This is a genomic window from Pseudomonas sp. CLCA07 (genome assembly GCF_053615335.1).
The window spans coordinates 4,918,386-4,943,195 of record NZ_CM132131.1 but is presented as its reverse complement, the minus strand read 5'-3'; the positions used below and the strand labels follow the sequence as shown (position 1 = coordinate 4,943,195).

The window sequence follows — 24,810 nt, the reverse complement described above, 5'->3', positions numbered from 1 at the left end:
AACCCTTGTAGGAGCAAGGCTTGCCCGCGATGGGGCCCTCATAGACAACTCAGGTCGCCGGCCGAATCGCCTTGATCAACGACTGCAACGAATACCCCAATCGCGGCGCCAGCCCTTCAGCCCGAGCAACAAGCCCGTCCATATCCAGCTCCTGATCCAGCTCCGACGGCACGATCAGAATCACATTGCCCTCCTTCACCGGCAACTCCCAGTAATGCCGGTGATAAAGCCCACGCAACAACGCGGCACCCAATGGTTTGCCATCATCGGTGGCCCATTGGTTGATCACCAGCCAGCCACCCGGATTCAGGCGTTTCTGACAGTTTTCCAGAAAGCTCCAGGCCAGATGCCCGACACCCGGCCCGACATCGGTATAAAGGTCGACGAAGATCAGGTCCGCCGGCTCAGCGGTATCGAGTAGCTCCAGCGCATCACCGACGCGGATGTACAGCCGAGGATCGTCATCCAGCCCGAGGTATTCAATGGCCAGACGCGGTACGTCGGGGCGCAATTCAATCGCTTCGACGTCTTCCAGCGGCAGGAATTTAAGGCAAGCCTGGGTCAGCGTTCCCGCGCCAAGCCCCAGAAACAGCGCGCTTTCCGGCTGCTCGTGACACAGCGCACCGATCAGCATCGCCCGGGTATAGTCGTACTCGAGCCAGCTCGGATCAGCGGTAAAGACGCAGCTTTGCTCGATGGCATCGCCGAACTCCAGAAAACGGTAATCGGCCACTTCCAGCACGCGTATCACGCCGAACTCATCCTGTACCTCGGCGAGCAGATGCTCGACGCGCTCCTCAGTCATTTCGTCTCCTGATCGTTGCCGCGCCGGCATGTGATAAATAAACAGCAGCGCAATAAAACCGCGAGCGGGCGCGGCAAAGGCGCGATTGTCCGCGAAGCGACGGGAACAGGTCACGCACTAATTGCTGATAACATAACCGTCCGAGCGTAAAACACTAGAGAACGTGATGAGCCAACCCTGGAGCCCTGACAGCTGGCGCGCCCTGCCGATCCAGCAACAACCCCACTACCCCGACGCCGCGCATTTGCAGCAGGTCGAGCAAACCCTGGCCAGTTATCCGCCGTTGGTGTTTGCCGGTGAGGCCCGGGAGTTGCGCCGTCAGTTTGCCGAAGTGACCCAAGGGCGCGCGTTTCTGTTGCAAGGTGGCGATTGCGCCGAGAGCTTTGCCGAGTTCTCCGCCGCGAAAATTCGTGACACGTTTAAAGTCCTGCTGCAAATGGCCATCGTCATGACATTCGCCGCCGGTTGCCCGGTGGTCAAGGTCGGGCGCATGGCCGGTCAGTTCGCCAAACCGCGCTCAGCCAATGACGAAACCATCGACGGCGTGACCCTGCCCGCCTACCGCGGCGACATCGTCAACGGCATCGGTTTCGACGAAAAAAGCCGCGTGCCGGACCCGGAGCGCCTGCTGCAGTCCTACCACCAGTCCACCGCGACCCTGAACTTACTGCGCGCATTCGCTCAAGGCGGGTTTGCCGATCTGCATCAAGTGCACAAATGGAACCTGGATTTCATCGCCAACTCGGCACTGGCAGAAAAATACAGCCACCTGGCCAACCGCATCGATGAAACCCTGGCGTTCATGCGCGCCTGCGGCATGGACAGCTCGCCGCAACTGCGCGAGACCAGCTTCTTCACCGCCCACGAAGCACTGCTGCTGAACTACGAAGAAGCCTTCGTGCGGCGCGACAGCCTGACCAACGATTACTACGATTGCTCGGCGCACATGCTGTGGATCGGCGACCGCACCCGTCAACTCGATGGCGCACACGTCGAATTCCTGCGCGGGGTGAATAACCCGATCGGGGTCAAGGTCGGCCCGAGCATGAACCCTGAAGACTTGATTCGTCTGATCGACGTGCTGAACCCGGACAACGATCCGGGTCGCCTGAACCTGATCGCGCGGATGGGCGCCAACAAGGTCGGCGATCACCTGCCGGCATTGATTCGCGCCGTGCAGCGCGAAGGCAAGCAAGTGCTCTGGAGTTCCGACCCGATGCACGGCAATACCATCAAGGCCAGCAGCGGCTACAAGACCCGCGACTTCGCGCAGATCCTTGGCGAGGTGAAGCAGTTCTTCCAGGTCCACCAGGCGGAAGGCAGTTATGCCGGCGGTATCCATATCGAGATGACCGGGCAGAATGTGACCGAATGCATTGGTGGGGCGCGGCCGATTACCGAGGATGGTTTGTCGGACCGGTATCACACCCATTGCGATCCGCGGATGAATGCTGATCAGTCGCTGGAATTGGCTTTCCTTATTGCTGAGACATTGAAGCAAGTTCGACGCTAAATCGCGTCGCTACCTTCGCGAGCAGGCTCGCTCCCACAGTTGACCGAGTTGTCCAGACGGACGCCGTCCAATGTGGGAGCGAGCCTGCTCGCGAAGGGGCCAACTCAGACACCACCAATCTGCGCCAATGCCACCCGCAATCTCGCCGCACTCGCTCTCGGGCAATTCAACTGCACCTGCTCAAGCCCCAACCAATCCGCCATCCGCCGCAAATTGACCGCCAACGCCTGCATCCCTTCGTCATCCAGACCCGGCTCTTCCTCATGTACCGCGTGCACCGCCAACCGCCCCAACGCCCGCTCCGCCCGCAGATCCACCCGCGCGGCAATCCGTTCATTGTGTAAAAACGGCAACACGTAATAGCCGAAAACCCGCTTGTCCTGCGGTGTGTAAATCTCCAGCCGATAGCGGAAATCGAACAGGCGCTCGGTACGACTGCGTTCCCACACCAGCGAATCAAACGGTGAAAGCAACGCACTGGCCTCGACCTTGCGCAGTACTTTCGGCTCGGGCAGGCAATAAGCCTGTTGCCGCCAGTCTTGCACTTCGCAGGTCAGCAACTCCCCCGCCTCGACCAGTTCAGCCAGACGCGGACGACTGTCTGCCGGGCTCAAGCGAAAATAGTCCCGCAAATCCTTTTCCGTGCCGACACCCAACGCCATCGCCGCGTGCAATAACAACCCGCGTTGTGCCTCGGCCTCACTGAGCAAGGGTTGCTGCAAAATGGCCGAAGGAATTACCCGCTCCGGCAAATCATAAAGTCGTTCGAACCCCCTGCGCCCCGCCACCGTCACTTCACCGGCGGCAAACAACCATTCCAAAGCATGCTTTTCCGCGCTCCAGTCCCACCACGGCCCGGCCCGCTCCTCACGGGTCGATAGACTCCCGGCACCCAGCGCGCCGAGTTCTTCGACCGACGCCAGCACCCGGCGAATCGTGTCCTGCTGTTCGCGTCCGAAACGCGCCAGTTGCTGATAGATGTCTTCGCCGCGACTCGCGCGCTGCATGCGCCAGCGCATCAGGGGATACATCGACAACGGCAGCAACGACGCTTCGTGCCCCCAATATTCAAACAGAGTGCGACGCCGGCCCTGACTCCAGGCGGCCTGGTCGAGCAAATCAGAGGAGTAGTTACCGAGGCGGGAAAACAAGGGAAGGTAGTGCGAACGCACCAACGCATTGACCGAATCGATCTGCAAAATGCCCAGCCGCTCGATCAACCTGTTGAGCTGAACCGGTTTGATCGCCGCTGGCGACTGGCGCCCGTTGAACCCTTGGGCAGCCAGTGCCAGACGTCGAGCCTGTTTGTTGGAAAAGGACAACGTTGCGGGCATGAATACCTCCGTGTCTGCTCGCAACCTACCTCACCAAAGAGGGGTTTGTGTAGCAATGGCCTCATCATTTATGCATCGGATCATCCCAGAATGGTCTGACCGATTCATGTTCAACATCGGCGCGACTCATGCCGATGTCCTTCAGTGCTTCATCGCTCAAACTCGCCAACAGCTCGCGCTCACGATGAAGTTCGTACCAGCGACTAAACTTGTGCAGCAGATCGGATACCACGTGGGTAGAGAATTTTTGTTCCGTTACATGCTCGTTATGACCTTTCATCTTGTTGTCCTCCGTTGGGGATGGCCCAAGTCTCGCCCCAGCGATAAGATCAATCCAACGAATGTTTCTGATGGTAACCATCTCGGAGATTGATGGATGTCGGCTTTCCCTAGTATCGATACGGATGTGCTGCGTACCTTTGTCGCCATCGCCGACCAGGGTGGTTTTACCCGTGCCGGTGAATTGGTCAACCGCACGCAGTCGGCGGTGAGCATGCAGATGAAGCGTCTGGAAGAGGACGTGTTGCAGCGCCAACTGTTCGAACGCGATGGGCGACAGGTCAAACTGACCGCCGAAGGCCAGGTTTTACTGGGGTATGCGCGGCGCATCCTCAAACTCCACAGCGAAGTCTTCAACACACTGCGTGAGCCGCACATGGTCGGCACCGTGCGCATCGGTACGCCGGACGATTACGTGATGCGTTTTCTGCCGGGGATTTTGTCGCGCTTCGCCAAGAGCTATCCGCTGATCCAGATCGAGGTTCACTGCGAATCATCAAAACAATTGCTGCAACGTCAGGATCTCGACCTGTCCATCGTCACCCGCGAACCCGGCACCGAGATTGGCCAGTTGCTGCGCAAGGAACGTTTCGTCTGGGCCGAGGCGCAATGCTACAGCGCCCATGAGCAGACGCCACTGCCACTGGCGATGTTCAACAGTGATTGTTTCTGCCGGTTGTGGGCGTGCAATGCGCTGGATGCGCTGGGCCGCGATTACCGCATTGCCTACAACAGTTCGAGCCTGTCGGCGTTGATGGCCGTGGTCAGCGCCGGGTTGGCGGTGACCGCGCAACTGGAAAGCCTGATCACCCCGGACATGCGCATCCTCGGTGACGCCGAAGGCCTGCCGCAGTTGCCGGAAGCCTGCATCATGCTCGTGCGCAACCTGCACAACCCATCACCGATCACCGAGTGCCTGGCCGAGCACATTGTCGAAGGCTTCAAACTTTAAACGCGAGCATCACCGCGCAGCACACCAGAAAGCCGCAGAAAAACCCGCGCAGCAGTCGCTCCGGTAGGGCGTGGGCGATCTTCACCCCCCAACTGATGCTCATCAACCCGCCAATGGCCAATGGCACTCCAATCAGCCAGTCCACCTGATGGTGCACCGCGTAAGTCACCAGGGTGACGCCCGTGCTGGGTAACGCCAGCGCCAGCGACAACCCTTGGGCCACCACTTGGCTGGTGCCAAACACACTGGTCAACACCGGCGTCGCCACCACGGCCCCGCCCACGCCAAACAAACCGCCCATGGTCCCGGAGGCCGCTCCGAGCACACCCAGCCATGGCCATGCGTAATGCATCTGCGCAGAGGCCGGTGTGTTGGCGACAAACATGCGCGCCAGGTTGTAGGCCGACAGGGCCACCAGAAACGCGACAAAGCCGATTCGCATGGTTTGCGCGTCGATGCCGACCGCCCAGATCGATCCGATCCAGGCAAAACAAAAGCCCATCGACGACAAGGGCAACGCGTGGCGCAACTCAATGCGATTGCGCTGGTGATAGCGCCACAGCGCCAGCATGACGTTGGGCACCACCATCACCAGCGCCGTACCTTGGGCGATTTGCTGATCGAGCCCGAACAGAACGCCCAGCAGCGGGATCGCGATCAAGCCACCGCCGATGCCGAACAACCCGCCCAGGGTGCCCAGGGCCGCGCCAAAAACCAGATACATCACGAACTCGATCACAGGCGATTTCCCTTTTGTCAGGGAGTTCATCCTACGCAGTCGGCGATGGCGCGGAAACGCACAGCAACGCACAATGGCTGTGCCAACTTCGCATAGCCGTTGAAAAATCATGAACCCCAATCTTTTGACCGAACAACTGGGGCTGTTCCTTGATGTGCTGGAATCCGGGAGCTTTTCCGCCGCCTCCCGCCGCCATCCCCTGACCCCGTCGGCCGTGGCGCGGCGCATCGATAGCCTGGAAAAGGCCGTGGGCAGCCAGCTATTCATCCGCAGCACCCATGCCGTGATGGCGACTCCGGCAGGCCTGGCCTTTGCCGAGCGGGCACGACGAATTGTCGCCGAGCTTCGGCTGGCCCGGGCCGAAGCGGTGTCCTTGAGCAGCGCGCCGGAAGGCTTGATTCGGGTGGATGCACCCGCAGCGTTCGGACGACGGCATCTGGCCCCGGTGATTGCCGATTTCCTGATGCTGTACCCCGGCCTCGACGTGCAACTGCACCTGATCGACAGCTTTGTCGACATGCAAGGCTTGAACCTGGGCAAGGTCGATCTGGTACTGCGCGCCGGACAAATGGCCGACACCCGACTAGTGGCCACGCCACTGGCGAGCATGGTGCGCATTGCCTGCGCCAGCCCGGACTATTTGCAACGCCGCGGCGTACCGACCGAGCCGGCGCAGCTAGTCGATCACGACGGCCTCGATTGGGATGGCCTGGCCCCACCCTTCGCCTGGCGTTTCGAACGCGATGGGCAAATGCATTTGCACCGTCCGGCGCGGATCCGCATGAGCGCCAACAATGCCGAAGCGCTGGTCTGTGGCGCTTTGGCCGGGTTGGGCATCGCCCACCTGCCGACCTGGCTGGCGAGCGAATACCTTTTGCGGGGTGAACTGCTGCCGCTGTTTTGCGACAACGGCCTGCCAACACCGGAAACCGCCGGCATCTATGCCTTGCGACTGGCACAACAGCCCAACTCGCGCAGCCGCTTGTTGCTGGAATACCTGAAGACACGCTTCAGCCCCGTCCGGCCGTGGGATCTGGCGCTGCAAAACACCCTGGATCGCCACTAGTCCAGAATTATCTGGCGCATTAAAGATTCGCCCGCTAGATTCTGAGGATTACCGATCAAGGCTTTTGAAATGACCACCGAACGCGACACCCTGGATAACTGCGAACACCTGCTGCTGGATAATCAGGCCTGCTTCGCCCTGCACTCGACTTCGCTGCTGATGACCAAGGTCTATAAACCACTGCTGCAAGCGCTGGGCCTGACCTATCCGCAATACCTGGCGATGATGGTGCTGTGGGAGCGCGATGGTCTGACCGTCGGTGAAATCAGCACGCGACTGCTGACCGATCCCGGCTCACTGACCCCGCTGCTCAAACGCCTGGAAGTCGAAGGTCTGCTCAGCCGCACCCGCAGCCGCGAAGACGAACGGGTGGTGATCGTCGAACTTACCGAACAGGGCCGCGCCTTGCGGGACAAGGCACGCAGCATTCCGCAGTGCATCCTCGGCGCCAGCGGGATGACGGTGGAGCGATTGAACAAACTGCAAGCGGAGCTGCAAGTGCTGCGCAGCAATCTGCAAGATAGTCTCTGATCTTCAAATCAACCTAGATCACCTGTGGGAGCGAGCAGGTCGAATCGTCGCACCGTCGCTCCCACATTTGTTTTGCAGTGTTCTTTCGACCTCGTTCAGCCCGTCCTCAAAAAATTTTCAGACCTGAAAATCCTCCTCGACAGCTCTAGCTCGGCCCTTCGCATAGCCCGCCCCAACCCTGACCAAAATTTTTTCAAAAATTTATATTGCGCGCTAAATATTGGCGCGATACATTCATTTCGCACTTACTTAGCGCGCAAATATTTAGCGCAAAATACCAAAACCCGAACGAGGCTCACACCATGCAAACTCTCTACACCGCAATCGCAACGTCCACTGGCGGCCGTGATGGTCGTGCCGTTTCCAGTGACAAAATCCTCGACGTAAAACTCGCCACCCCGAAAGAACTCGGTGGTGCGGGCGGTGCAGCGACCAACCCAGAGCAGCTGTTCGCAGCCGGCTACTCTGCCTGCTTCATCGGCGCCCTGAAATTCGTCGCCAGCCAGACCAAACGCACCATCCCCAACGACGCCTCGATCACCGCTCATGTCGGCATCGGCCAAATCCCTGGCGGCTTCGGTCTGGACATCGACCTGCACATCAGCCTGCCTGGTCTTGAACAAGCCGACGCGCAATCCCTGGTCGACGCTGCCCACCAGGTCTGCCCGTACTCCAACGCCACCCGTGGCAACGTCGATGTGCGCCTGCACGTCACCGTCTAACCGCTGATCCCAAGGCCCGAACAGGAAACGAACATGAACACTTTCAGCAAAGTCTTGACCGGCACCCTTCTCGCCCTGTCCATCGGCAACGCGTTCGCAGGCGACGGTGTTGAACACAACACTCAGGCATTCCTCGACGTATTGAATGCCGGCACCGGCAAGCCGTTGGAACAGCTTTCCCCGAAAGACGCCCGCGCCGTACTGGTGGGTGCGCAAGCCGGGGTGAAACTGACACTGCCAAAAGCCGATGTCAGCGAGAAGACCATTCAAGTCGACGGCCAACCGCTTAGCCTGACCATCGTCCGGCCGGCCGGGGTCAAAGGCGAGCTGCCAGTGTTCATGTTCTTCCATGGAGGTGGCTGGGTATTGGGCGACTTCCCGACCCACGAGCGGTTGGTTCGTGACCTGGTAACGGGTTCGGGAGCGGCGGCTGTGTTCGTCAATTACACCCCGTCGCCGGAAGCGCATTACCCGGTGGCGATCAACCAGGCTTATGCGGCGACCCAATGGGTGGCCGAGCACGGTAAAGAGATCAACGTTGACGGCAAACGACTGGCCGTGGCCGGCAACAGCGTCGGTGGCAACATGGCGGCAGTCGTTGCGCTGATGGCCAAAGACAAGGGCACGCCGGCGATCAAGTTCCAGCTGCTGTTGTGGCCGGTGGCGGACGCCAACTTCGATACCGCGTCTTACAACCAGTTTGCCGAGGGGTACTTCCTCACCAAAAACGCAATGAAATGGTACTGGGAGAACTACACCACCGACGCCAACCAGCGAAACGAGATCTACGCCTCGCCGTTGCGGGCGACCACCGCCCAACTGAAAGGCTTGCCACCCGCGCTGGTGCAGACGGCGGGCGCTGACGTTTTGCGTGATGAGGGTGAAGCCTATGCGCGCAAGCTCGATGAGGCCGGGGTGCCGGTGACGGCGGTTCGCTACAACGGCATGATCCACGACTACGGTTTGCTCAATGTAGTCAGCCAGGTGCCAGCGGTGCGCTCGGCGATGCTGCAAGCATCGCAAGAGCTCAAAGAACACCTGAAGTAACACCGCCCACTGTAGGAGCCCGGCTTGCCGGCGATAGCGGCCTCGGATACGCCATCGCCGGCAAGCCGTGCTCCTACAGAGTTCGTGTACATTTTTTGCAGGCACAAAAAAGCCCGACTCAATGGTCGGGCTTTTTCATTCCTCAAGCAGTGCTTATTTAGCACGGCCTTTGTAGGAACCGCCTTCGCGGGTATCGATCTCGATCATGTCGCCGATTTCGATGAAGTCAGCAACCGACAGTTCGGTACCGTTCTTCAGTTTGGCAGGCTTCATCACCTTGCCGGAAGTGTCGCCGCGAGCGGAACCTTCGGTGTAGTCAACCTGACGCACGATGGTGGTCGGCAGTTCTACGGATACCAGACGCTCTTCGAAGAAGATCGCTTCGCAAACATCGGTCATGCCTTCTTCAACGAAAGGCAGAACAGCTTCGATGTCTTCAGCGTTCAGCTCGTACATGGTGTAGTCAGTGGTGTCCATGAACGTGTAGGTGTCGCCGCTGATGAAGGACAGGGTCGCTTCTTTGCGGTCGAGGATTACGTCGTCCAGTTTGTCGTCGGCGCTGTAAACGATCTCGGTCTTGTAACCGGTCAGCAGGTTTTTCAGCTTGGTCTTCATGATCGCGCTGTTACGACCCGACTTGGTGAATTCAGCTTTCTGAACCAGCCAAGGATCGTTTTCGAGACGGATCACGGTCCCGGGTTTCAGTTCTTTACCAGTTTTCATTGCGAATATCCGAATTTGGATGGGATTTACAAAAATCTAGGCCGCGTATCATATCCAATTTACATAAAACTGTACCAGCGCCGCGGCAAGATCAGCCTGCAAGGCTTGTTCCAGACACCACGCCTCGGCGTGTTTTTGCAGCTCTGGCCAGTGTTTGCGGGCCATGCGCCAGTGGTCAGACATATCATGACCCGCATTCCACGCGCGCCAAAGACCGTTGATCGCCTCGCTGGCAGGTTCGGACAGGCCTTTTGTGTACAGCGCGAGGAACGCATCGAGCTTGTCCAGATGGATGTCATCCTCCTGCTGATAGATGTGCCAGAGCATTGGCCGGCCTGCCCATTGGGCGCGAACAAATGAATCTTCACCACGCACGGCGTTGAAATCGCAGCACCAGAGCAATTGATCGAATTGATCCTGTCGGACGAACGGCAGCACCTGGACGGTCAAGCCGTCGCGGACATGCAGGGCACCCGCGGCTAATCCTTCAATACCGAGCCAGCGCTCGACATCGCCGAGAATCCGCCCTTCGGGCACCAGTAAATGCGTAGGCGTTGAATCGGCGGCCAGCACATCCAGCCAACTCGACAACCCGGCATTCTCATAGGCAAACAGCGAGATCAATTGCGCATTCGCGGCACGATCAATGCCCAATCCTTGAAGGAACGCTCGTTGTGCCTCGGGACTTTGCTGAAACTGCCGACGGCGTTCAAGCAATCCACTTTCACGCATCAGACCTCCGGTGCCCGGCTGGAATCCCGGGAAGAAGAAATACTTCTGCACCGTTTTGTATTTGACCGACGGCAAACCGTGGCAACCGATTACCCAGTCCTCGGCGCTCAGGTAATCGAGGTTCATCCACAGCGGCGGCTTTACCCGCCCGGCCATGGCGTCCATGTAGGCACTCGGCAACTGACAGGCGAACGCGGCAATGACCACATCCGCCGCGTCGGTGGCCAACCACTCGACTGGCCATTGGCGCACTTCAACGCCGGCATGCCATTGCTGCGCGGCATGGATATCGATCTCGGGACACAGACGCTCGAAGGCGCGCAGGTCATCGACCCATAAACGTACGTCGATGGCGTGCTCGGCCACCAGTTGTCGAGCCAGGCGCCAGGTCACGCCGATGTCGCCAAAGTTGTCGACCACGGTGCAAAAAATATCCCAGCGGGTTTTCAGTTCAGGCATTCCAGGTTCCCGTTGGCAAAGGCGCCGATTGTCCGCATAAATTACCTCGTGCAGAAGAGCCGACGGCGATTAATCTTCGTGCGACAATCGCCATTCGCCCGTGACCATCCGCCAGGAGGCAGCCATGCCCTACCGTCCCAACCCGCGCCGCTCGTTGCCGATCCAGCTCAATGCCCTGCAACTGACCGGCAGCATTGTCCTCGGTTTATGGCTGGGATTTCTCGCTATCGCGCTGACCTGCTGGCTCGCCTCTGCGCTGTTTTTCAAAGAGCAATTGGCACCGGTGGCGGCCGCCGTGGAGCAACTGGCCAAGCCGCCGGTGGTGGTTGAACAGCCTCGGCCGGATATTCCAGCGCAGAGCCCGATATTCGAACAGTACGAAGAGAACCTGCGCAAGAACGAGCAGCAGGTACGAATGGATCAGGCCCGTAGCAGCAGCCGCAATCTGTCCAATCCAAAATGCCAGTTCTGGCTGCAGCAGGACCAAACGGCGCCGAGCGAAAAAAGCCGCGCCAATGTCCTGCAATTCTGCGATTGATCATGAACAAACAGACCGTCCACCAATTGATCCTCGACAGGCTGCGGGTCGATCTCGACATCGCCGAGCGTGCCGCGCAAACCGCTTACGAAACCGCGACCCACGAAGAGAACATCGCCGAAAACAAGTACGACACCCTGGGGCTGGAGGCCTCCTATCTGGCGGCCGGACAGGCCAGGCGGCTGGAAGAGATCAGGCAGTCACTGACGCTGTGCCAGAATCTGACTTTGCGTCCTTATGACGATCAACGCGGCATCGAAGTCGGTGCGTTGCTCGGTCTGGAAGACGAAAAGGGCCGCGAGCAATGGCTGTTTCTGGCCCCCGATGCAGCCGGCCTGAAGGTCGATCTGGTGGGGCAATGGATTACTGTCATCACCCCCCGCTCGCCGCTGGGCAAAAGCCTGCTGGGCAAGTTCGAAGGGGATGAAGTGGAGATTCTGGTGGCGGGCGCTCGGCAACAGTTTTCTGTTACCGAGGTGGTCTAGAACAAGGTGTCCTGCCTCGCGAATACGTTCCTCTTTTGACGAGTGGCTGTTGTCGTCAGGCAAGGCGCCGCGACGAGTCATAGCCCGCTATGGCTGAAGCGGCAACGCAGCATGACGGCAACAGACGCCGTCAAAAAGGAACAGTATTTGCGAGGCAGGACACCCATTAGTGCACCGGCAGTTCGACGCCGTCGAACAGCTCTTCCAGTTCCTGCTTGTTGTGGCACTGAATGGCTTTGGCCATGACTTCGCGGGTCAGGTGCGGGGCAAACTTCTCGATGAAGTCGCACATGAAACCACGCAGGAAGGTGCCGCGACGGAAACCGATTTTAGTAATGCTGGACTCGAACAACTCGCTGGCATCGAGCACCACCAGGTCGCTATCGAGTTTGGCGTCGACCGCCATTTTCGCCACGATGCCCACACCCAGGCCCAGACGAACGTAGGTTTTGATCACGTCGGCGTCGGCGGCGGTGAATACCACTTTGGGCGTCAGGCCGCGATGGCTGAACGCTTCGTCGAGCTTCGAACGGCCGGTGAAACCGAACACATAAGTCACGATCGGGTATTCGGCCAGGGCTTCGAGGGTCAGCGTCGACAGTTTGGTCAGCGGATGGCCTTGAGGCACGACTACGCAGCGGTTCCAGCGGTAGCACGGCATCATCACCAAGTCGCCGAACAACTCCAGCGCTTCAGTGGCAATGGCGAAATCCACGGTGCCGTCAGCGGCCATTTCAGCGATCTGCATCGGCGAGCCCTGATGCATGTGCAGGGCAACGTCCGGGTATTGCTTGATGAAATTGCTGATCACCGGTGGCAACGCATAACGTGCCTGGGTATGCGTGGTGGCGATCGACAGGGTGCCTTTTTTCTCGTTGGAGAATTCCTGGGCGATCTGCTTGATGCTTTCAACCTTGCGCAGAATCTCGCCGGCGGTGGTGATGATACGCTCGCCGGCCGGGGTGACGCGGGTCAGGTGCTTGCCGCTGCGGGCGAAAACCTCGACCCCCAATTCGTCTTCCAGCAGACGGATCTGCTTACTGATACCCGGTTGCGAGGTGTAAAGGCTTTGGGCAGTAGCGGAAACGTTGAGGTCGTGGTGCGCCACTTCCCAGATGTAGCGCAATTGTTGAAGCTTCATATGAATCCCTCAAAGCAGGTAGACGCCACGGGCATCAGCGACGGTATATAACTATATTAATGGTTTGAAGAATAAATCTAGAACTTTTTTGTCGAATTGCCAGTATTCGTTTTCTAGCGATCACCCTGCCGGCGCCGCTCTACCAGCGGCACCAGATAGACCGGCACCCGAGACAGCTGCAACACGCGTGCTGCGGTCCTGCCCAGAGGCGTTTCCGCGCCAGCACCGTGGCTATGACTCCCTACGATCAGCAAATCGACAGAGAGTTTCTCCGCCTGGTCGAGAATCACCTGCGACGGATCGCCCTGAAGCACCCTCACCGCTTGAATCCGCGCCAGGTCCTGCTCCCCTTCATCCCCCAACTCTTCACGAAAGCTGTCGAGCACCCGCTGCTCGATATTGGCAATCACCGTGCTCAGGCCTTGACTGTGAAACTCGTTCAACGCCTGCTCATCCAGGTAGCTCTGAAGCACCGATTCGGCAAACAACCCCATGGGCTCAACCGCGTGCACTACATACAAGTCGGCATTGAATGTCCGCGCCAGGGCCAAGGCGTGCTGCATCACCAACGGTGCATATAGGCCAAGGTCAGTGGCATACAGCATCGACTGAATCATAGGATCTCCTCGCAAGCCAACATGGCGGAGATTTGATTCAGCTTAGCAGTGCCTTGGCGAGTACGACGCTTTGCGTAACGTATTGAACCGCTGGCTTAAACCTTTTGCTCGTTGCTTATGCCGTGCGGTACGTGGCCGGTGGCGACGACTTCGCGGGCCAACTCGCAATGGCCGGCCTGATCGTCGAAAAATACGTCGGCGGCAAACGCTTCGAGAAATGCGGATTTGGTCAGGCCACCGAGAAACAGCGATTCGTCCAGACGAATATCCCATTCGCGCAACGTACGAATCACTCGCTCATGGGCCGGTGCTGAACGCGCCGTCACCAACGCTGTGCGGATAGGGCAGTCGTCGTCGGGAAACTCACGCTGCAACAGGTTGAGGGCGGCCAGGAAGCCCTTGAACGGCCCTCCGCGCAGCGGTTCGCGGGCGGCCTCACGCTCGCTGGCCTGAAACGCTTCCAGGCCACCGGACTGGTAGACCCGCTCCGATTCGTCGGAAAACAACACCGCATCACCGTCGAAGGCAATCCGCAATTCATCACTGGCCGCGCGACTGGCACCGCCCGACAAAATGGTCGCCGCCGCGAAACCGGCGTCCAGTGCACTGCGCACATCGTCGGCATGCGTCGACAAAAACAGGTCACAGCCAAAGGCCTTGAGATACGGATAGGGGCTGCGTCCGCCGACAAACGCCGCGCGGGAAATCGCCAGCCCATAGTGGTGAATCGAGTTAAACACCCGCAGGCCGGTGTCGGCGCTGTTGCGCGACACCAGGATCACCTCGACCCGCGCTCGACCGAGGCGGGTGTTGAGGTTCAGGAGTTTCTGCACCAGCGGGAAGGCATCACCGGGTTCGAGGATTTCGTCCTCGTGCTCAATCTGATATTGCCGGTAGGCTTCGACGCCGCTCGACAGGTATACCTTGTGGCTTTCGCTCAGGTCGAACAGTGCTCGCGAAGAAATCGCCAGCACCAGTTTGTCGTCGATAGTCTTTGCCATGCCCTTCCCCCTCAGGTAGATCGGCTCACCTGTTGCGTCGATCGATGAACCCCAAACTGCGATACAACGCTTCAATCAGCGGCAATTCGCACCCCGCCGCTTTGGCCGCCGCCAAGGGCCGCGCATAAATCGCGGCCAGTTCCAGCGGTCGCTTGTGCAGGAAATCGTGGTACATGCTCGGCCAGTAGTCCGGCATTCTTTCGGTCACCATGAACAGATGATCGGCATAACCGGCCGGTATGTCGTGACCACAGGCGATAGCCCCCTGAACCACTTCGGCCATCAAGGCCTTGATCAGTTCCCGGCTGTCAGCATCGGCCATCAATGGTGTGGTGCTTGCTCCCAGCAGAACCGACAAACCGTTGTAAGGGATATTCCAGACCAGTTTTTGCCAGCGCGCCTGATGCAGGTCAGCCATGGCCTGGGAATCGATGCCGGCAGTGCGGAACAGGCCAACACCCGCCTCGACAATCGCGGTGCGCGTTGACTCATCGGTGGCAGGGCCACTGTGGTAACCGATATGCACCGCGCCGAGGGCCTGATGGGTAATGACGCCTGGGCCCTCACGGTGTACGCAGATGTAACAGAGCCCACCGAGCACGTGCAGCGAATCGGGAAGCAACTCGCGCAGGCTGTCTTCGACATCCAGACCGTTTTGCAACATCAACACCTTGGCATCGGGTGCTGCAGCTTGAAGGATCGCCGGTGCCAGATCCGCGTTACTGGTGGTTTTGGCGCCCACCAACAACCAGTCGCAGGGCGGCATGTCTTCGGCCGACGAATAGGCCTGAACCGGATTCAACGTCAGCGCACCATGCACCGCGCTGTCGAGTTGCAACCCGCGCTCGGCCACCGCTGAAAACTCACTGCGCAGCAAGAAGTGCACATCGAAGCCGGCACGCGCCAGCATCATCCCGTAGAACCCGCCGATAGCGCCGGTTCCAATTACACCGATTGTCGGCTTGGTGACTGCCCCCATCATGGCAACTCCTCTGCTGTTCTCATCAGCGCCCGACCGACCGCATCATTGAGTTCGGTGCCGGTCAGACGCGATTGTAGTACCCCGAAAAACTCACCGTCGCGCACCACAAACAGCGCCGGCAAATGAAAAACCTGATAACGCTCGACCACCCCGCCATTGCTCCCGGCATCGATCCAGCACAGTCGATCAACCGTCAGATCGAGCCTGGGCAATTGTTCACGGGCAAATCGGCAACTGGCACAGCCGACACTGGTGAAAATCACCAGGGATACGCCGCTCATTGCCAGTAGCCGTTGGTCGGCATCGAAGTCGGTCAGTTCCAATTCGACCACTATACTTCGGGAAACAATGTCAGATGGCCGACACAGGGAGTCCGTGTTCATGGGACGTTTTATTCCTCATCCTGATGATGTGCCCGTCGAAATGACGTTACTCAAACATGAGTGCATTTCGCGCCAGCGCTTGCACACTATCAGCCTCGGGGGCATGGCTTGCAATTATCACCGGGCCTGGCGCCATGGTACGGCGCTGGAAGTGCGCATGCCGACCTTGAACCCCGACATGCGTTATCTGGGCTATGTGGCCTGGTGCCTGCGGCGTAAGCGCGGCTACCTGGTGGGCATTGCCTTTGTGGACGAGCAGATGCTGTTCAGTGCCCGGATGGGCGAGCAGGTGTGCCAGATCGAACGCTACTGTCGCCTGCATGACGCGCACGAAGACTTGCAGGATATTCAGGCACTGGCCCTCGAATGGGTCCAGGAGCATGCCGACGAGTTCTCTCAAGACACCGTTGATAAGGCATTTGCACAGCCGGTGCTGGATTAAACCCATTGTCGAGCAGGCGGATAACGCGCTAAGGTTCGGCTCCCCGACGCGCTTAATTTGCTGTGCTCCGCCGCGCGGGTTCGCTGGCGGCCGGCACCCGTGACCTGACGAGTAAACGATGGCTGATTTACCGATCAACGACCTAAACGTCGCCTCCAACGAGACACTGATCACTCCTGATCAGCTCAAGCGTGATATCCCTCTGAGTGACGCCGCCCTGCGCACCGTCACCAAAGGCCGCGAAGTCATTCGCAATATCCTGGATGGCACCGACCACCGCCTGTTCGTCGTCATCGGGCCTTGCTCGATCCACGACATCAAGGCTGCCCACGAATACGCCGATCGCCTGAAGGTACTCGCCGCCGAAGTGTCCGATACCCTGTATCTGGTCATGCGCGTGTATTTCGAGAAGCCACGCACCACCGTCGGCTGGAAAGGCTTGATCAACGACCCGTACCTGGACGACTCGTTCAAGATCCAGGATGGTCTGCACATTGGTCGTCAATTGTTGCTCGACCTGGCCGAAATGGGCCTGCCGACCGCGACCGAAGCCCTCGACCCGATCTCCCCGCAGTATCTGCAGGACCTGATCAGCTGGTCGGCCATCGGTGCGCGTACCACAGAGTCCCAGACTCACCGCGAAATGGCTTCTGGCCTGTCCTCGGCAGTCGGTTTCAAGAACGGCACCGATGGCGGTCTGACAGTGGCGATCAACGCCCTGCAATCGGTTTCCAGCCCGCACCGTTTCCTGGGTATCAACCAGGAAGGTGGCGTGTCGATCGTCACCACCAAGGGCAACGCCTACGGCCACGTGGTGCTGCGCGGTGGCAACGGCAAGCCGAACTATGACTCGGTCAGCGTCGCGCTCTGCGAGCAAGCGCTGAACAAGGCGAAGATCAAGCCGAACATCATGGTCGATTGCAGCCACGCCAACTCCAACAAGGACCCGGCCCTGCAACCGCTGGTGATGGAGAATGTGGCCAACCAGATTCTCGAAGGCAACCAGTCGATCATCGGCTTGATGGTCGAGAGTCACCTGAACTGGGGCTGCCAGGCCATCCCGAAAGACCTCGCCGACTTGCAATACGGCGTGTCGATCACCGACGCCTGCATCGATTGGTCTGCCACCGAAAACACCTTGCGCAGCATGCATGCCAAGCTCAAGGACGTGCTGCCTAAACGCGATCGCACTTGATCACCGTTTAGCGCACACAAAAACGCCAGGCTTAAACCTGGCGTTTTTTTATGCGTTCGTTTTGGTCACAGCTTGGCGGCGTGCCGCTGGTGACGTTCCATGTAGCGCTCGACGTAAGAGCACGATGGGATCACGGTGTAACCCATTTCGTCTGCGTACGAAAGCGCCTTCTCGGTCAAGGCTGCGGCAATGCCGCGACCACGCAATGCGTTGGGCACAAAGGTGCGATAGATATCCAGGGTCTGTTTTCCCAGATCCATATAGGTCAGGTAGGCACGATGACCGTCCACAGTGGTCTCGAACTGATGACCAGCCTGGTCATGGTGGATGGACAACGCCTCGCTCATCACTACTCCTCGCGGGTCTTGAAATCTGACCCCTACCTTACCGATGTTTTTCCGGCGAAGGAACATCTACGCCACCCCGTGCCTGAATGGACACCGAGAAGAACTGCACCGATCTCGAGCAACTGAACACGTAACAAATAGTAGGCACCATTGGCAGAAATGCTCAAGGTGCGCTCGTCATCATGCTTAGCCAGCGGGTGCTGCTCCAGGGTACGCAGGGACGGCTCGACCGACGGTCTTTGCGGGTCGATAGCCTGAACATTGCCGGATGTTGAGACATAAGACGAACCCGTTCTCTTAAAGTCACCTCTACATGGATAAAGATTATGAGAGCCGCTGTGCAAAATTCGAACAAAAGTATGGACGAATTCATCTAGCCAGACTTTAGCCAAGACTGAAAAAACGCCGTGAGTGCGCGGAACTTTTCCTTGGCGGCTCGCTCATCTCGGGCCTCGTAGCTGGATATTTTTTAAACAATGCAGTTAAAAGTTGCTCGAAAAAGAATCAACGCCTACAATTTTTTTTGCTTCTTGCTTTACGTCAGTTTACTTACGAGTAGTAATGGGTAGTATGTACGCCGGCTATTTCCTCACTCTGAGGAGACAGCTAAATTAATAGAAAGTCCTTGAAGGGGAACACGATGAACAACGTTCTGAAATTCTCTGCTCTGGCTCTGGCCGCAGTTCTGGCCACCGGTTGCAGCAGCACATCGAAAGAAACCGAAGCACGTCTGACCGCTACTGAAGACGCAGCTGCTCGCTCCCAGGCTCGTGCAGACGAAGCTTACCGTAAAGCTGATGAAGCTCTGGCTGCTGCTCAAAAAGCACAACAGACTGCTGACGAAGCTAACGAGCGTGCTCTGCGCATGCTGGACAAAGCTAGCCGCAAGTAATAGTCCCTCGGGATTATTATCAAGCCGACCCATTTTATGGGTCGGCTTTTTATTGCCTGATGCTTTCCTTCCGGCAATAAAAAAACCCGCCGACGCGGCCTGCGTCGGCGGGTTTCTTTCAAGCCTTACTGCAATGGATCGAGCGGCGCACTCGACATCATCGGCGCGGCATTGTTCGGCACGGCGATTTCAACTGGCAAGCCATCTTCAGCGGCGACCACGTCGCGCACCACATCCCAATTCATGCGCAGGTTGTTGGTGATGTCCTCACGCTTGAGCATCGCATTGATAACCGCGGTGTGCTTGTCGACCACCGAAGGGTTGCCCTTGTCATCCAGTGGCGTGTGCGCTTCCAGGTAAACCTTGCCGGCACTTATACCGAACTTGTACGGGTCGTTGATAATGCGCACCGACGTTCCGACCGGCACCATGCCAGCCATTTCCAGCACGTTGTTGTTGAACATGCGGAAGCAACCGTGACTGGTGCGCATGCCGATGCCGAACTTCTTGTTGGAACCGTGGATCAGGTAGCCCGGCGTGCCCAATGTGAACTTGAACGGCCCCAGCGGGTTGTCAGGGCCTGCCGGCACCACGTTAGGCAGCGGATCCCCGTCGGCGGCGTGCTCGGCCTTGATCGACGCTGGAGGGGTCCAGGTCGGGTTCGGCGTCTTCGCGGTGATGTTGGTGTGGGCAATTGGCGAGCCCCAGCCTTCACGACCGATACCCAGCGGGAATGTGTAAACCACATTCTTGCCTTTGGGGTAGTAGTAGAGGCGGTACTCGGCCAGGTTGATCACGATGCCTTCACGCGGTCCCGGCGGCAGGATGAAACGTGTCGGCAGAATGATTTCGGTACCGGCGCCCGGCAACCATGCATCGACTCCCGGGTTGGCCGCGAGCATTTCCGTGTAGCCCAAGTCGTAAGCGGTACCAATGTCAGCGAAGGTATCTTCGTACTTGGCCTTGATCACCTGCACCTGACCGATGATGTCTTCACCGGGAGGTGGCAGGGGAAACTCCAATGCTGCAACTGGACCAGCCACACAAAGGGCGGCAAGAGACAGGAAGCGGGTGACGGCAGGAAAACGCGGCAACATCCGGAAAGTCCTTCGCAGATCGACAAGGGTAAGAGCGGGATTGTACACCGGCGCCCTTGAATTCGGGGAGTCGGCCGATAGCACGCTACCTTTTATGCGCTAGAGCTCGAACCGTAGCTCGGGCCAGATCGGCGAGGTACCGCGTTTTTGCGATTCCAAAATGGCCCGGCACAGCGAGCATAGACGCTGGTCCTGGAACACCCGACGATCGACACTCGACCAACGCGGCTGCGCTGGCAACAGACTGCCGCACAAGGTTCGGTCCGCCGAGCCGCCCAGCTCCAGCTGACGGGTTACCAGATGTACCCGCACTTCCTGGCAGGCGAACAGATCCAGCTGTTCGTCAGGCTCGATCAGTTGATAGGCGAAAAGTGACCAGGCAGGACGCGGCATCGGGGGCTCCAAATCGGGGGCGCCACCTTAGCCGAAAGCCTGCGCCTAGAAAAGCGTCATAACAGCGGTTTTAGCGTAGGCCAGACATTTTCCAGCAACTTGTCCTGAGCCCCGGCCGCCGGGTGTATGCCGTCCGCCTGCATCAAGTCCGGATGGCCGCCCACGCCGTTGAGAAAAAACGGCACCAGCGCAATGTTTTTCTCGTTGGCCAGCGTGCTGTAGACCTTGGCAAAGGCCTCGGTGTAACGAACGCCATAATTGGGTGGCAATTGCATGCCCAGCAGGAGGACCTTGGCACCGCTGTCGCGGGAGCTGTCGATCATCGAAGCAAGGTTTTGTTGCAAATTAGCCGGGGGCATTCCACGCAGTCCGTCATTGCCACCCAACTCGAGGATGACCAGTTCCGGCTTATGCTCTGCAAGCAGCGCAGGCAGGCGTGCCTGGCCTCCGGCGCTGGTGTCGCCGCTGATGGAGGCATTGACCACCTTATCGTCGAAACCTTCGTTCTTGAGCCGTTTTTCGAGCAGCGAGACCCACCCCAACCGGGTATCCAGTCCGAAACCCGCGCTGATACTATCGCCAACGATCAGGACAGTACCCGCCGCTGCGTTCTGGGCCATGCACATCAAGGCCAGGCCAGCACTCAAAAACCACACACGCATCGGATTCTCCATGGGCGCAAGCATTCTCACCGCGAAGAACCTCAGCAAAGTGGTTCCCAGCGCGGAAGGTGAACTGACTATCCTGCACGAACTCAGCCTGGAACTGAACAAGGGCGACAGCCTGGCCATCGTCGGCGCCTCCGGTTCCGGCAAGTCCACCCTCCTCGGTCTGCTTGCCGGGCTCGACCTGCCTAGCAGCGGCGAAGTCACGCTGGCCGGGCAAGGGCTGAGCACGCTCGATGAAGATCAACGCGCACGCATTCGGGCCGAGCATGTCGGTTTTGTGTTCCAGTCCTTTCAGTTGCTCGACAGCCTCAATGCCCTGGAAAACGTCATGCTGCCCCTGGAACTCGATGGCCGCAAAGATGCCCGCGAGCGTGCCACCGAGTTGCTACAACGGGTCGGCCTGGGCCAACGCCTGACGCATTCACCGCGCCAGCTCTCCGGTGGAGAACAGCAGCGCGTGGCAATTGCCCGGGCGTTTGCCGCCGAACCCGATGTGCTGTTCGCCGATGAACCCACCGGCAACCTCGACAGCCACACCGGCGAGCGCATCAGTGATCTGTTGTTCGAACTCAACCAGGAACGCGGCACGACGCTGGTGCTGGTGACTCACGACGAACGCCTGGCACATCGCTGCCGGCGCCTGATCCGCCTTGAAGCCGGCCTGCTGGTCGCACCTCTGGAGCCTTGATGGCACGCCTGCCGCTGTTGCGTCTGTTCAGTCTTGCCATCCGCCAACTGCTGCGCGATGCCCGTGCCGGCGAATTGCGCGTGTTGTTCTTCGCCTTGTTGGTAGCCGTGGCGGCGAGTACCGCCATCGGCTACTTCGGCGCCCGCCTGAATGGCGCCATGATGTTGCGCGCCACCGAATTTCTGGGTGCCGACCTGTTGCTCGAAGGCAGCTCACCGGCACGGCCCGAACAGATCAAAAGTGGTGTAGAGCTGGGGCTCCAGCATGCTCAAGTGGTGGAGTTCTCCAGTGTCATCGCCACTGACAACGGCATTCAGCTGTCCAGCATCAAAGCTGCAGATGACGTCTACCCACTGCGCGGCGAACTGAAAAGTGCCCCGGCGCCCTTCGCCCCGGAAGTACCCGGAGGCGGACCGAAACCCGGTGAGGCCTGGGTTGAGGCGCGACTGCTGACGGCGCTGGATTTGAAGATCGGCGACAGCATCGACGTCGGCATGAAAACCCTGAAACTGGCACGCGTGCTGACCTACGAACCCGACCGGGCCGGCAATTTCTACAGCCTCACGCCACGCGTGCTGATCAATCTCAACGACCTTACCGCCACCGGTGTAGTGCAACCCGGAAGTAGAGTCAGTTACCGCGAGCTCTGGCGTGGCAAAGCCGAAGCGCTGGAAACCTATCGCCAACTGATCAAGCCTGGTCTGGCTGCGAACCAGCGCCTGCAGGATGCCCGCGACGGCAACCGACAAATTGGCGGTGCGTTGGGCAAGGCCGAGCGTTACCTCAACATGGCGAGCCTGGTGGCGGTTCTGCTGTCCGGTGTGGCAGTAGCACTGTCGGCCACGCGCTTCGCCACGCGCCGTTTCGATGCCAGTGCCTTGCTGCGCTGCCTGGGCCTGTCACGCCGGGAAACCATGGTGCTGTTCAGTTTGCAGCTGACGGTACTCGGGCTGCTCGCCAGCCTCAGTGGCGCCCTTATCGGCTGGCTGGCACAGCTGGGGCTGTTTGCGTTGCTGCATGATTTATTGCCGACCGATGTGCCGCCGGGTGGTTTGCTGCCGGCCATAGCAGGGATCGGCACCGGGCTGGTTGCACTGGCTGGATTCGCCCTGCCACCGCTGGCCGCACTCGGTCGCGTGCCGCCGCTGCGGGTGTTGCGTCGAGACATGCTGCCGATTCCGTCCAGCACCTGGATGGTCTATGGCGCCGCCTTGGGCGCCCTTGGCCTGATCATGTGGCGCCTGAGCCTCGACCTGGTGCTGACCTTCGCCCTGCTCGGCGGTGGCGTGATCGCCGCGCTGGTACTCGGCGGCTTGCTCTTGCTGCTGCTCAAAAGCCTGCGTCGGATGCTGGCCCGCGCTTCGCTGCCCTGGCGCCTCGGGTTGGGCCAGCTGCTGCGTCATCCGTTGGCGGCAGCGGGACAAGCCCTGGCCTTCGGCCTGATTCTTCTGTCCATGGCGCTGATCGCGCTGCTGAGGGGTGAGCTGCTGGACACCTGGCAGAACCAGCTACCGAAAAACGCCCCGAATTACTTTGCGCTGAACATCCTGCCGGCGGACAAACAGGCCTTTACGGATCGCCTGATCCAACTGTCAGCGCAGTCCGCACCACTTTACCCGGTGGTGCCGGGTCGACTGATCAGCATCAACGGCGAGCCGGTACAGGACATCGTCAGCAAGGATTCGGCAGGTGATCGAGCGATCCAGCGCGACCTGAGCCTGACCTGGGCGGCGGACTTGCCGGCGGGCAACAAGATCACGGCGGGTAACTGGTGGACCGAACAGACACCCGAGGAGGTTCCCGGTGTTTCGGTTGAAGGCAAAGTGGCCGAAAGCCTGAAGCTCAAGCTCGGCGATCACATGGTGTTTACCGTGGGCGGGGTCAATCGTGAAGCGAAAGTCACCAGCTTGCGAGAGATCAACTGGGACAACTTCCAGCCGAACTTCTTCATGATCTTCCAGCCAGGCACCTTGAAGGATTTGCCAGCGACTTACCTGACCAGTTTCTATTTGGCGGCCGGTCATGATCAGCAGATTGTCGACCTGTCGCGAAGCTTCCCGGCGGTGACCATTCTGCAAGTCGAAGCCTTGCTGGAGCAGCTGCGCAGCATCCTCGCCCAGGTCACGCTGGCGGTGGAATATGTGTTGTTGTTTGTCTTGGCGGCGGGGATGGCGGTATTGTTTTCCGGCTTGCAGGCGACGCTCGATGAGCGCATCCGACAAGGCGCCCTGTTGCGAGCACTGGGGGCCGAACGGCAATTGCTGGTGAAGGCCCGAAGGATCGAGTTCGGTTTACTCGGCGCGGTCAGCGGCTTGTTGGCGGCACTGGGCTCGGAACTGGTGAGCCTGGTGCTCTACCGCTACGCATTTGACCTGCCGTGGCATCCGCATCCGTGGTTACTGGTCTTGCCATTGATCGGCGCAGTACTGATTGGCGGTGCCGGAGTGTTCGGTACCCGTCGTGCGTTGAACGCCAGCCCCCTGACAGTGTTGCGCGAGGGTTGATAGACTCGAACCTTCTCCCTCACAAGAAATTGCCATGAGCCGTTATCGCCCTCCCCGCACCGCTGGCACCGCGCTGATCACCCCCGAAGGTGAAGCGCGGATGCGGGCCGAGTTTCATGAGCTTTGGCATGTACGGCGACCGCAAGTGACGCAGTCGGTGAGCGAGGCCGCGGCTCAGGGTGATCGTTCCGAGAACGCGGAATACACTTACGGCAAAAAGATGCTGCGCGAGATCGACAGCCGCGTGCGCTTTCTTACCAAGCGGCTGGAAGCGCTCAAGGTAGTCAGCGAAAAACCCAGCGATCCGAACAAGGTCTATTTTGGCGCCTGGGTCACGATCGAAGACGAGGACGGCAAAGAGTCGCGCTACCGCATTGTCGGGCCGGATGAGCTGGACCTGAAACTGGGGCTGATCAGCATCGACTCACCACTCGCCCGCGCGCTGATTGGCAAGGCGCTGGACGCCGAAGTTCGCGTCCAGACACCGACCGGTGAGCAATGCGTGTATATCGTGGCGATTGAGTACCTTTGAACC

General features: G+C 59.2%; 29 protein-coding genes. 14 read left to right on the top strand and 15 right to left on the bottom strand.

Features of this window, described 5'->3' with window-relative positions; all coding sequences use genetic code 11:
- Nucleotides 1-49 precede the first annotated feature (49 nt).
- The gene (locus tag ACWGZX_RS22775) at nt 50-805 is read right to left on the bottom strand and encodes a spermidine synthase (RefSeq protein ID WP_123432631.1); all 756 of its coding nucleotides are present in this window, start codon (nt 803-805) and stop codon (nt 50-52) included.
- Nucleotides 806-971: 166 nt separating this feature from the next.
- Between ACWGZX_RS22775 and ACWGZX_RS22770 the strand changes: the two genes are divergently transcribed.
- The gene (locus ACWGZX_RS22770) at nt 972-2,318 is read left to right on the top strand and encodes a class II 3-deoxy-7-phosphoheptulonate synthase (protein ID WP_452625515.1); all 1,347 of its coding nucleotides are present in this window, start codon (nt 972-974) and stop codon (nt 2,316-2,318) included.
- 104 nt (nt 2,319-2,422) lie between these two features.
- Here ACWGZX_RS22770 and ACWGZX_RS22765 read toward each other — a convergent pair whose 3' ends face one another.
- Together ACWGZX_RS22765 and ACWGZX_RS22760 are read right to left on the bottom strand one after the other, a co-directional pair.
- A complete protein-coding gene (locus tag ACWGZX_RS22765) occupies nt 2,423-3,652 on the bottom strand; it encodes a winged helix-turn-helix domain-containing protein (RefSeq protein ID WP_452625514.1) in 1,230 nt (409 codons plus the stop codon).
- A gap of 64 nt (nt 3,653-3,716) precedes the next feature.
- The gene (locus tag ACWGZX_RS22760; RefSeq protein WP_223519196.1) at nt 3,717-3,932 is read right to left on the bottom strand and encodes a DUF1127 domain-containing protein; all 216 of its coding nucleotides are present in this window, start codon (nt 3,930-3,932) and stop codon (nt 3,717-3,719) included.
- A gap of 96 nt (nt 3,933-4,028) precedes the next feature.
- On the opposite strand from ACWGZX_RS22760, the gene ACWGZX_RS22755 reads away from it, so the two are divergent.
- On the top strand, nt 4,029-4,883 hold the full coding sequence (locus tag ACWGZX_RS22755; protein WP_223519194.1) for a LysR substrate-binding domain-containing protein: 855 nt from the start codon (nt 4,029-4,031) through the stop codon (nt 4,881-4,883).
- Here ACWGZX_RS22755 and ACWGZX_RS22750 read toward each other — a convergent pair.
- The gene (locus tag ACWGZX_RS22750; protein ID WP_452625513.1) at nt 4,873-5,622 is read right to left on the bottom strand and encodes a sulfite exporter TauE/SafE family protein; all 750 of its coding nucleotides are present in this window, start codon (nt 5,620-5,622) and stop codon (nt 4,873-4,875) included. The two genes, ACWGZX_RS22755 and ACWGZX_RS22750, sit on opposite strands and share 11 nt — an antisense overlap.
- Nucleotides 5,623-5,731: 109 nt before the next feature.
- On the opposite strand from ACWGZX_RS22750, the gene ACWGZX_RS22745 reads away from it, so the two are divergent.
- The 4 genes from ACWGZX_RS22745 (at nt 5,732) to ACWGZX_RS22730 (ending at nt 8,988) form a co-directional block, all read left to right on the top strand.
- Complete coding sequence (locus ACWGZX_RS22745; RefSeq protein ID WP_452625512.1) at nt 5,732-6,688, top strand: LysR family transcriptional regulator; 957 nt, start codon at nt 5,732-5,734, stop codon at nt 6,686-6,688.
- Between the two features lie 69 nt (nt 6,689-6,757).
- Nucleotides 6,758-7,219, top strand: coding sequence for a MarR family winged helix-turn-helix transcriptional regulator (locus tag ACWGZX_RS22740; RefSeq protein WP_452625511.1), 462 nt, complete (start codon nt 6,758-6,760; stop codon nt 7,217-7,219).
- A 302-nt stretch (nt 7,220-7,521) separates the two neighbouring features.
- The gene (locus ACWGZX_RS22735; RefSeq protein WP_452625510.1) at nt 7,522-7,941 is read left to right on the top strand and encodes an organic hydroperoxide resistance protein; all 420 of its coding nucleotides are present in this window, start codon (nt 7,522-7,524) and stop codon (nt 7,939-7,941) included.
- 33 nt (nt 7,942-7,974) lie between these two features.
- Nucleotides 7,975-8,988 (top strand): alpha/beta hydrolase, encoded by a 1,014-nt coding sequence (locus ACWGZX_RS22730; RefSeq protein ID WP_452625509.1) that lies wholly within the window; start codon nt 7,975-7,977, stop codon nt 8,986-8,988.
- A gap of 153 nt (nt 8,989-9,141) precedes the next feature.
- Here the strand turns inward: ACWGZX_RS22730 and ACWGZX_RS22725 are convergent, their stop codons facing one another.
- Both ACWGZX_RS22725 and earP read right to left on the bottom strand, forming a co-directional pair.
- Entirely contained in the window at nt 9,142-9,711 is a 570-nt protein-coding gene (locus ACWGZX_RS22725; RefSeq protein ID WP_007943632.1) for an elongation factor P, read from the bottom strand.
- A gap of 48 nt (nt 9,712-9,759) precedes the next feature.
- Entirely contained in the window at nt 9,760-10,902 is a 1,143-nt protein-coding gene (gene earP, locus ACWGZX_RS22720) for an elongation factor P maturation arginine rhamnosyltransferase EarP (RefSeq protein ID WP_452625508.1), read from the bottom strand.
- 124 nt (nt 10,903-11,026) lie between these two features.
- Between earP and ACWGZX_RS22715 the strand changes: the two genes are divergently transcribed.
- Both ACWGZX_RS22715 and ACWGZX_RS22710 read left to right on the top strand, forming a co-directional pair.
- Nucleotides 11,027-11,440, top strand: a complete 414-nt coding sequence (locus ACWGZX_RS22715; protein ID WP_452625507.1) for a hypothetical protein — start codon at nt 11,027-11,029, stop codon at nt 11,438-11,440.
- 2 nt (nt 11,441-11,442) lie between these two features.
- On the top strand, nt 11,443-11,925 hold the full coding sequence (locus ACWGZX_RS22710; RefSeq protein ID WP_452625506.1) for a GreA/GreB family elongation factor: 483 nt from the start codon (nt 11,443-11,445) through the stop codon (nt 11,923-11,925).
- A 166-nt stretch (nt 11,926-12,091) separates the two neighbouring features.
- On the opposite strand, the gene cysB is transcribed toward ACWGZX_RS22710, so the two are convergent.
- From cysB to ACWGZX_RS22685, 5 genes are all read right to left on the bottom strand, one after another.
- Complete coding sequence (gene cysB, locus ACWGZX_RS22705) at nt 12,092-13,066, bottom strand: HTH-type transcriptional regulator CysB (RefSeq protein ID WP_007943628.1); 975 nt, start codon at nt 13,064-13,066, stop codon at nt 12,092-12,094.
- 113 nt (nt 13,067-13,179) lie between these two features.
- Nucleotides 13,180-13,683: a universal stress protein gene (locus ACWGZX_RS22700; RefSeq protein WP_223519180.1), complete on the bottom strand. Its 504-nt coding sequence runs from the start codon at nt 13,681-13,683 to the stop codon at nt 13,180-13,182.
- A 95-nt stretch (nt 13,684-13,778) separates the two neighbouring features.
- Nucleotides 13,779-14,684: a 5'-nucleotidase gene (locus ACWGZX_RS22695; RefSeq protein ID WP_452625505.1), complete on the bottom strand. Its 906-nt coding sequence runs from the start codon at nt 14,682-14,684 to the stop codon at nt 13,779-13,781.
- 25 nt (nt 14,685-14,709) lie between these two features.
- Complete coding sequence (locus ACWGZX_RS22690; RefSeq protein WP_452625504.1) at nt 14,710-15,666, bottom strand: putative 2-dehydropantoate 2-reductase; 957 nt, start codon at nt 15,664-15,666, stop codon at nt 14,710-14,712.
- On the bottom strand, nt 15,663-16,049 hold the full coding sequence (locus ACWGZX_RS22685; RefSeq protein WP_452625503.1) for a thioredoxin family protein: 387 nt from the start codon (nt 16,047-16,049) through the stop codon (nt 15,663-15,665). The genes ACWGZX_RS22690 and ACWGZX_RS22685 overlap by 4 nt, the downstream gene beginning before the upstream one ends.
- Here ACWGZX_RS22685 and ACWGZX_RS22680 point away from each other — a divergent pair.
- Both ACWGZX_RS22680 and ACWGZX_RS22675 read left to right on the top strand, forming a co-directional pair.
- A complete protein-coding gene (locus tag ACWGZX_RS22680; protein ID WP_452625502.1) occupies nt 16,048-16,491 on the top strand; it encodes a PilZ domain-containing protein in 444 nt (147 codons plus the stop codon). The genes ACWGZX_RS22685 and ACWGZX_RS22680 overlap by 2 nt on opposite strands.
- A gap of 118 nt (nt 16,492-16,609) precedes the next feature.
- A complete protein-coding gene (locus tag ACWGZX_RS22675; protein ID WP_452625501.1) occupies nt 16,610-17,686 on the top strand; it encodes a 3-deoxy-7-phosphoheptulonate synthase in 1,077 nt (358 codons plus the stop codon).
- Nucleotides 17,687-17,751: 65 nt separating this feature from the next.
- On the opposite strand, the gene ACWGZX_RS22670 is transcribed toward ACWGZX_RS22675, so the two are convergent.
- Nucleotides 17,752-18,033, bottom strand: coding sequence for a GNAT family N-acetyltransferase (locus ACWGZX_RS22670; RefSeq protein ID WP_223519168.1), 282 nt, complete (start codon nt 18,031-18,033; stop codon nt 17,752-17,754).
- Nucleotides 18,034-18,673: 640 nt separating this feature from the next.
- On the opposite strand from ACWGZX_RS22670, the gene oprI reads away from it, so the two are divergent.
- Nucleotides 18,674-18,925, top strand: coding sequence for an outer membrane lipoprotei OprI (gene oprI, locus ACWGZX_RS22665; protein WP_007943620.1), 252 nt, complete (start codon nt 18,674-18,676; stop codon nt 18,923-18,925).
- 125 nt (nt 18,926-19,050) lie between these two features.
- Here oprI and ACWGZX_RS22660 read toward each other — a convergent pair whose 3' ends face one another.
- The 3 genes from ACWGZX_RS22660 to ACWGZX_RS22650 all read right to left on the bottom strand — a co-directional run bounded on the left by ACWGZX_RS22660 (nt 19,051) and on the right by ACWGZX_RS22650 (nt 21,077).
- A complete protein-coding gene (locus tag ACWGZX_RS22660; RefSeq protein WP_223519166.1) occupies nt 19,051-20,022 on the bottom strand; it encodes a L,D-transpeptidase family protein in 972 nt (323 codons plus the stop codon).
- A gap of 99 nt (nt 20,023-20,121) precedes the next feature.
- Nucleotides 20,122-20,415 (bottom strand): hypothetical protein, encoded by a 294-nt coding sequence (locus ACWGZX_RS22655; RefSeq protein WP_003226812.1) that lies wholly within the window; start codon nt 20,413-20,415, stop codon nt 20,122-20,124.
- A gap of 56 nt (nt 20,416-20,471) precedes the next feature.
- On the bottom strand, nt 20,472-21,077 hold the full coding sequence (locus ACWGZX_RS22650; RefSeq protein WP_452625500.1) for an arylesterase: 606 nt from the start codon (nt 21,075-21,077) through the stop codon (nt 20,472-20,474).
- Nucleotides 21,078-21,087: 10 nt separating this feature from the next.
- Between ACWGZX_RS22650 and ACWGZX_RS22645 the strand changes: the two genes are divergently transcribed.
- From ACWGZX_RS22645 to greB, 3 genes are read left to right on the top strand one after another with little or no spacing between them, the layout of a single operon-like run.
- Nucleotides 21,088-21,771 (top strand): ABC transporter ATP-binding protein, encoded by a 684-nt coding sequence (locus ACWGZX_RS22645; protein WP_007943616.1) that lies wholly within the window; start codon nt 21,088-21,090, stop codon nt 21,769-21,771.
- Nucleotides 21,771-24,275, top strand: coding sequence for an ABC transporter permease (locus ACWGZX_RS22640; RefSeq protein ID WP_452625499.1), 2,505 nt, complete (start codon nt 21,771-21,773; stop codon nt 24,273-24,275). The genes ACWGZX_RS22645 and ACWGZX_RS22640 overlap by 1 nt, the downstream gene beginning before the upstream one ends.
- A gap of 34 nt (nt 24,276-24,309) precedes the next feature.
- Nucleotides 24,310-24,807 carry a transcription elongation factor GreB gene (gene greB, locus ACWGZX_RS22635; protein WP_033057207.1) on the top strand — a complete coding sequence of 166 codons (498 nt, stop codon included), beginning with the start codon at nt 24,310-24,312 and terminating at the stop codon, nt 24,805-24,807.
- Nucleotides 24,808-24,810: the final 3 nt, after the last annotated feature.

What these genes read in the sequence shown, in the direction of transcription:
- ACWGZX_RS22775 (WP_123432631.1), bottom strand. Translation starts at nt 805, where the DNA reads ATGACTGAGGAGCGCGTCGAGCATCTGCTCGCCGAGGTACAGGATGAG.
- ACWGZX_RS22770 (WP_452625515.1), top strand. Translation starts at nt 972, where the DNA reads ATGAGCCAACCCTGGAGCCCTGACAGCTGGCGCGCCCTGCCGATCCAG.
- ACWGZX_RS22765 (WP_452625514.1), bottom strand. Translation starts at nt 3,652, where the DNA reads ATGCCCGCAACGTTGTCCTTTTCCAACAAACAGGCTCGACGTCTGGCA.
- ACWGZX_RS22760 (WP_223519196.1), bottom strand. Translation starts at nt 3,932, where the DNA reads ATGAAAGGTCATAACGAGCATGTAACGGAACAAAAATTCTCTACCCAC.
- ACWGZX_RS22755 (WP_223519194.1), top strand. Translation starts at nt 4,029, where the DNA reads ATGTCGGCTTTCCCTAGTATCGATACGGATGTGCTGCGTACCTTTGTC.
- ACWGZX_RS22745 (WP_452625512.1), top strand. Translation starts at nt 5,732, where the DNA reads ATGAACCCCAATCTTTTGACCGAACAACTGGGGCTGTTCCTTGATGTG.
- ACWGZX_RS22740 (WP_452625511.1), top strand. Translation starts at nt 6,758, where the DNA reads ATGACCACCGAACGCGACACCCTGGATAACTGCGAACACCTGCTGCTG.
- ACWGZX_RS22735 (WP_452625510.1), top strand. Translation starts at nt 7,522, where the DNA reads ATGCAAACTCTCTACACCGCAATCGCAACGTCCACTGGCGGCCGTGAT.
- ACWGZX_RS22730 (WP_452625509.1), top strand. Translation starts at nt 7,975, where the DNA reads ATGAACACTTTCAGCAAAGTCTTGACCGGCACCCTTCTCGCCCTGTCC.
- ACWGZX_RS22725 (WP_007943632.1), bottom strand. Translation starts at nt 9,711, where the DNA reads ATGAAAACTGGTAAAGAACTGAAACCCGGGACCGTGATCCGTCTCGAA.
- earP (WP_452625508.1), bottom strand. Translation starts at nt 10,902, where the DNA reads ATGCCTGAACTGAAAACCCGCTGGGATATTTTTTGCACCGTGGTCGAC.
- ACWGZX_RS22715 (WP_452625507.1), top strand. Translation starts at nt 11,027, where the DNA reads ATGCCCTACCGTCCCAACCCGCGCCGCTCGTTGCCGATCCAGCTCAAT.
- ACWGZX_RS22710 (WP_452625506.1), top strand. Translation starts at nt 11,443, where the DNA reads ATGAACAAACAGACCGTCCACCAATTGATCCTCGACAGGCTGCGGGTC.
- cysB (WP_007943628.1), bottom strand. Translation starts at nt 13,066, where the DNA reads ATGAAGCTTCAACAATTGCGCTACATCTGGGAAGTGGCGCACCACGAC.
- ACWGZX_RS22700 (WP_223519180.1), bottom strand. Translation starts at nt 13,683, where the DNA reads ATGATTCAGTCGATGCTGTATGCCACTGACCTTGGCCTATATGCACCG.
- ACWGZX_RS22695 (WP_452625505.1), bottom strand. Translation starts at nt 14,684, where the DNA reads ATGGCAAAGACTATCGACGACAAACTGGTGCTGGCGATTTCTTCGCGA.
- ACWGZX_RS22690 (WP_452625504.1), bottom strand. Translation starts at nt 15,666, where the DNA reads ATGATGGGGGCAGTCACCAAGCCGACAATCGGTGTAATTGGAACCGGC.
- ACWGZX_RS22680 (WP_452625502.1), top strand. Translation starts at nt 16,048, where the DNA reads ATGGGACGTTTTATTCCTCATCCTGATGATGTGCCCGTCGAAATGACG.
- ACWGZX_RS22685 (WP_452625503.1), bottom strand. Translation starts at nt 16,049, where the DNA reads ATGAACACGGACTCCCTGTGTCGGCCATCTGACATTGTTTCCCGAAGT.
- ACWGZX_RS22675 (WP_452625501.1), top strand. Translation starts at nt 16,610, where the DNA reads ATGGCTGATTTACCGATCAACGACCTAAACGTCGCCTCCAACGAGACA.
- ACWGZX_RS22670 (WP_223519168.1), bottom strand. Translation starts at nt 18,033, where the DNA reads ATGAGCGAGGCGTTGTCCATCCACCATGACCAGGCTGGTCATCAGTTC.
- oprI (WP_007943620.1), top strand. Translation starts at nt 18,674, where the DNA reads ATGAACAACGTTCTGAAATTCTCTGCTCTGGCTCTGGCCGCAGTTCTG.
- ACWGZX_RS22660 (WP_223519166.1), bottom strand. Translation starts at nt 20,022, where the DNA reads ATGTTGCCGCGTTTTCCTGCCGTCACCCGCTTCCTGTCTCTTGCCGCC.
- ACWGZX_RS22655 (WP_003226812.1), bottom strand. Translation starts at nt 20,415, where the DNA reads ATGCCGCGTCCTGCCTGGTCACTTTTCGCCTATCAACTGATCGAGCCT.
- ACWGZX_RS22650 (WP_452625500.1), bottom strand. Translation starts at nt 21,077, where the DNA reads ATGCGTGTGTGGTTTTTGAGTGCTGGCCTGGCCTTGATGTGCATGGCC.
- ACWGZX_RS22645 (WP_007943616.1), top strand. Translation starts at nt 21,088, where the DNA reads ATGGGCGCAAGCATTCTCACCGCGAAGAACCTCAGCAAAGTGGTTCCC.
- ACWGZX_RS22640 (WP_452625499.1), top strand. Translation starts at nt 21,771, where the DNA reads ATGGCACGCCTGCCGCTGTTGCGTCTGTTCAGTCTTGCCATCCGCCAA.
- greB (WP_033057207.1), top strand. Translation starts at nt 24,310, where the DNA reads ATGAGCCGTTATCGCCCTCCCCGCACCGCTGGCACCGCGCTGATCACC.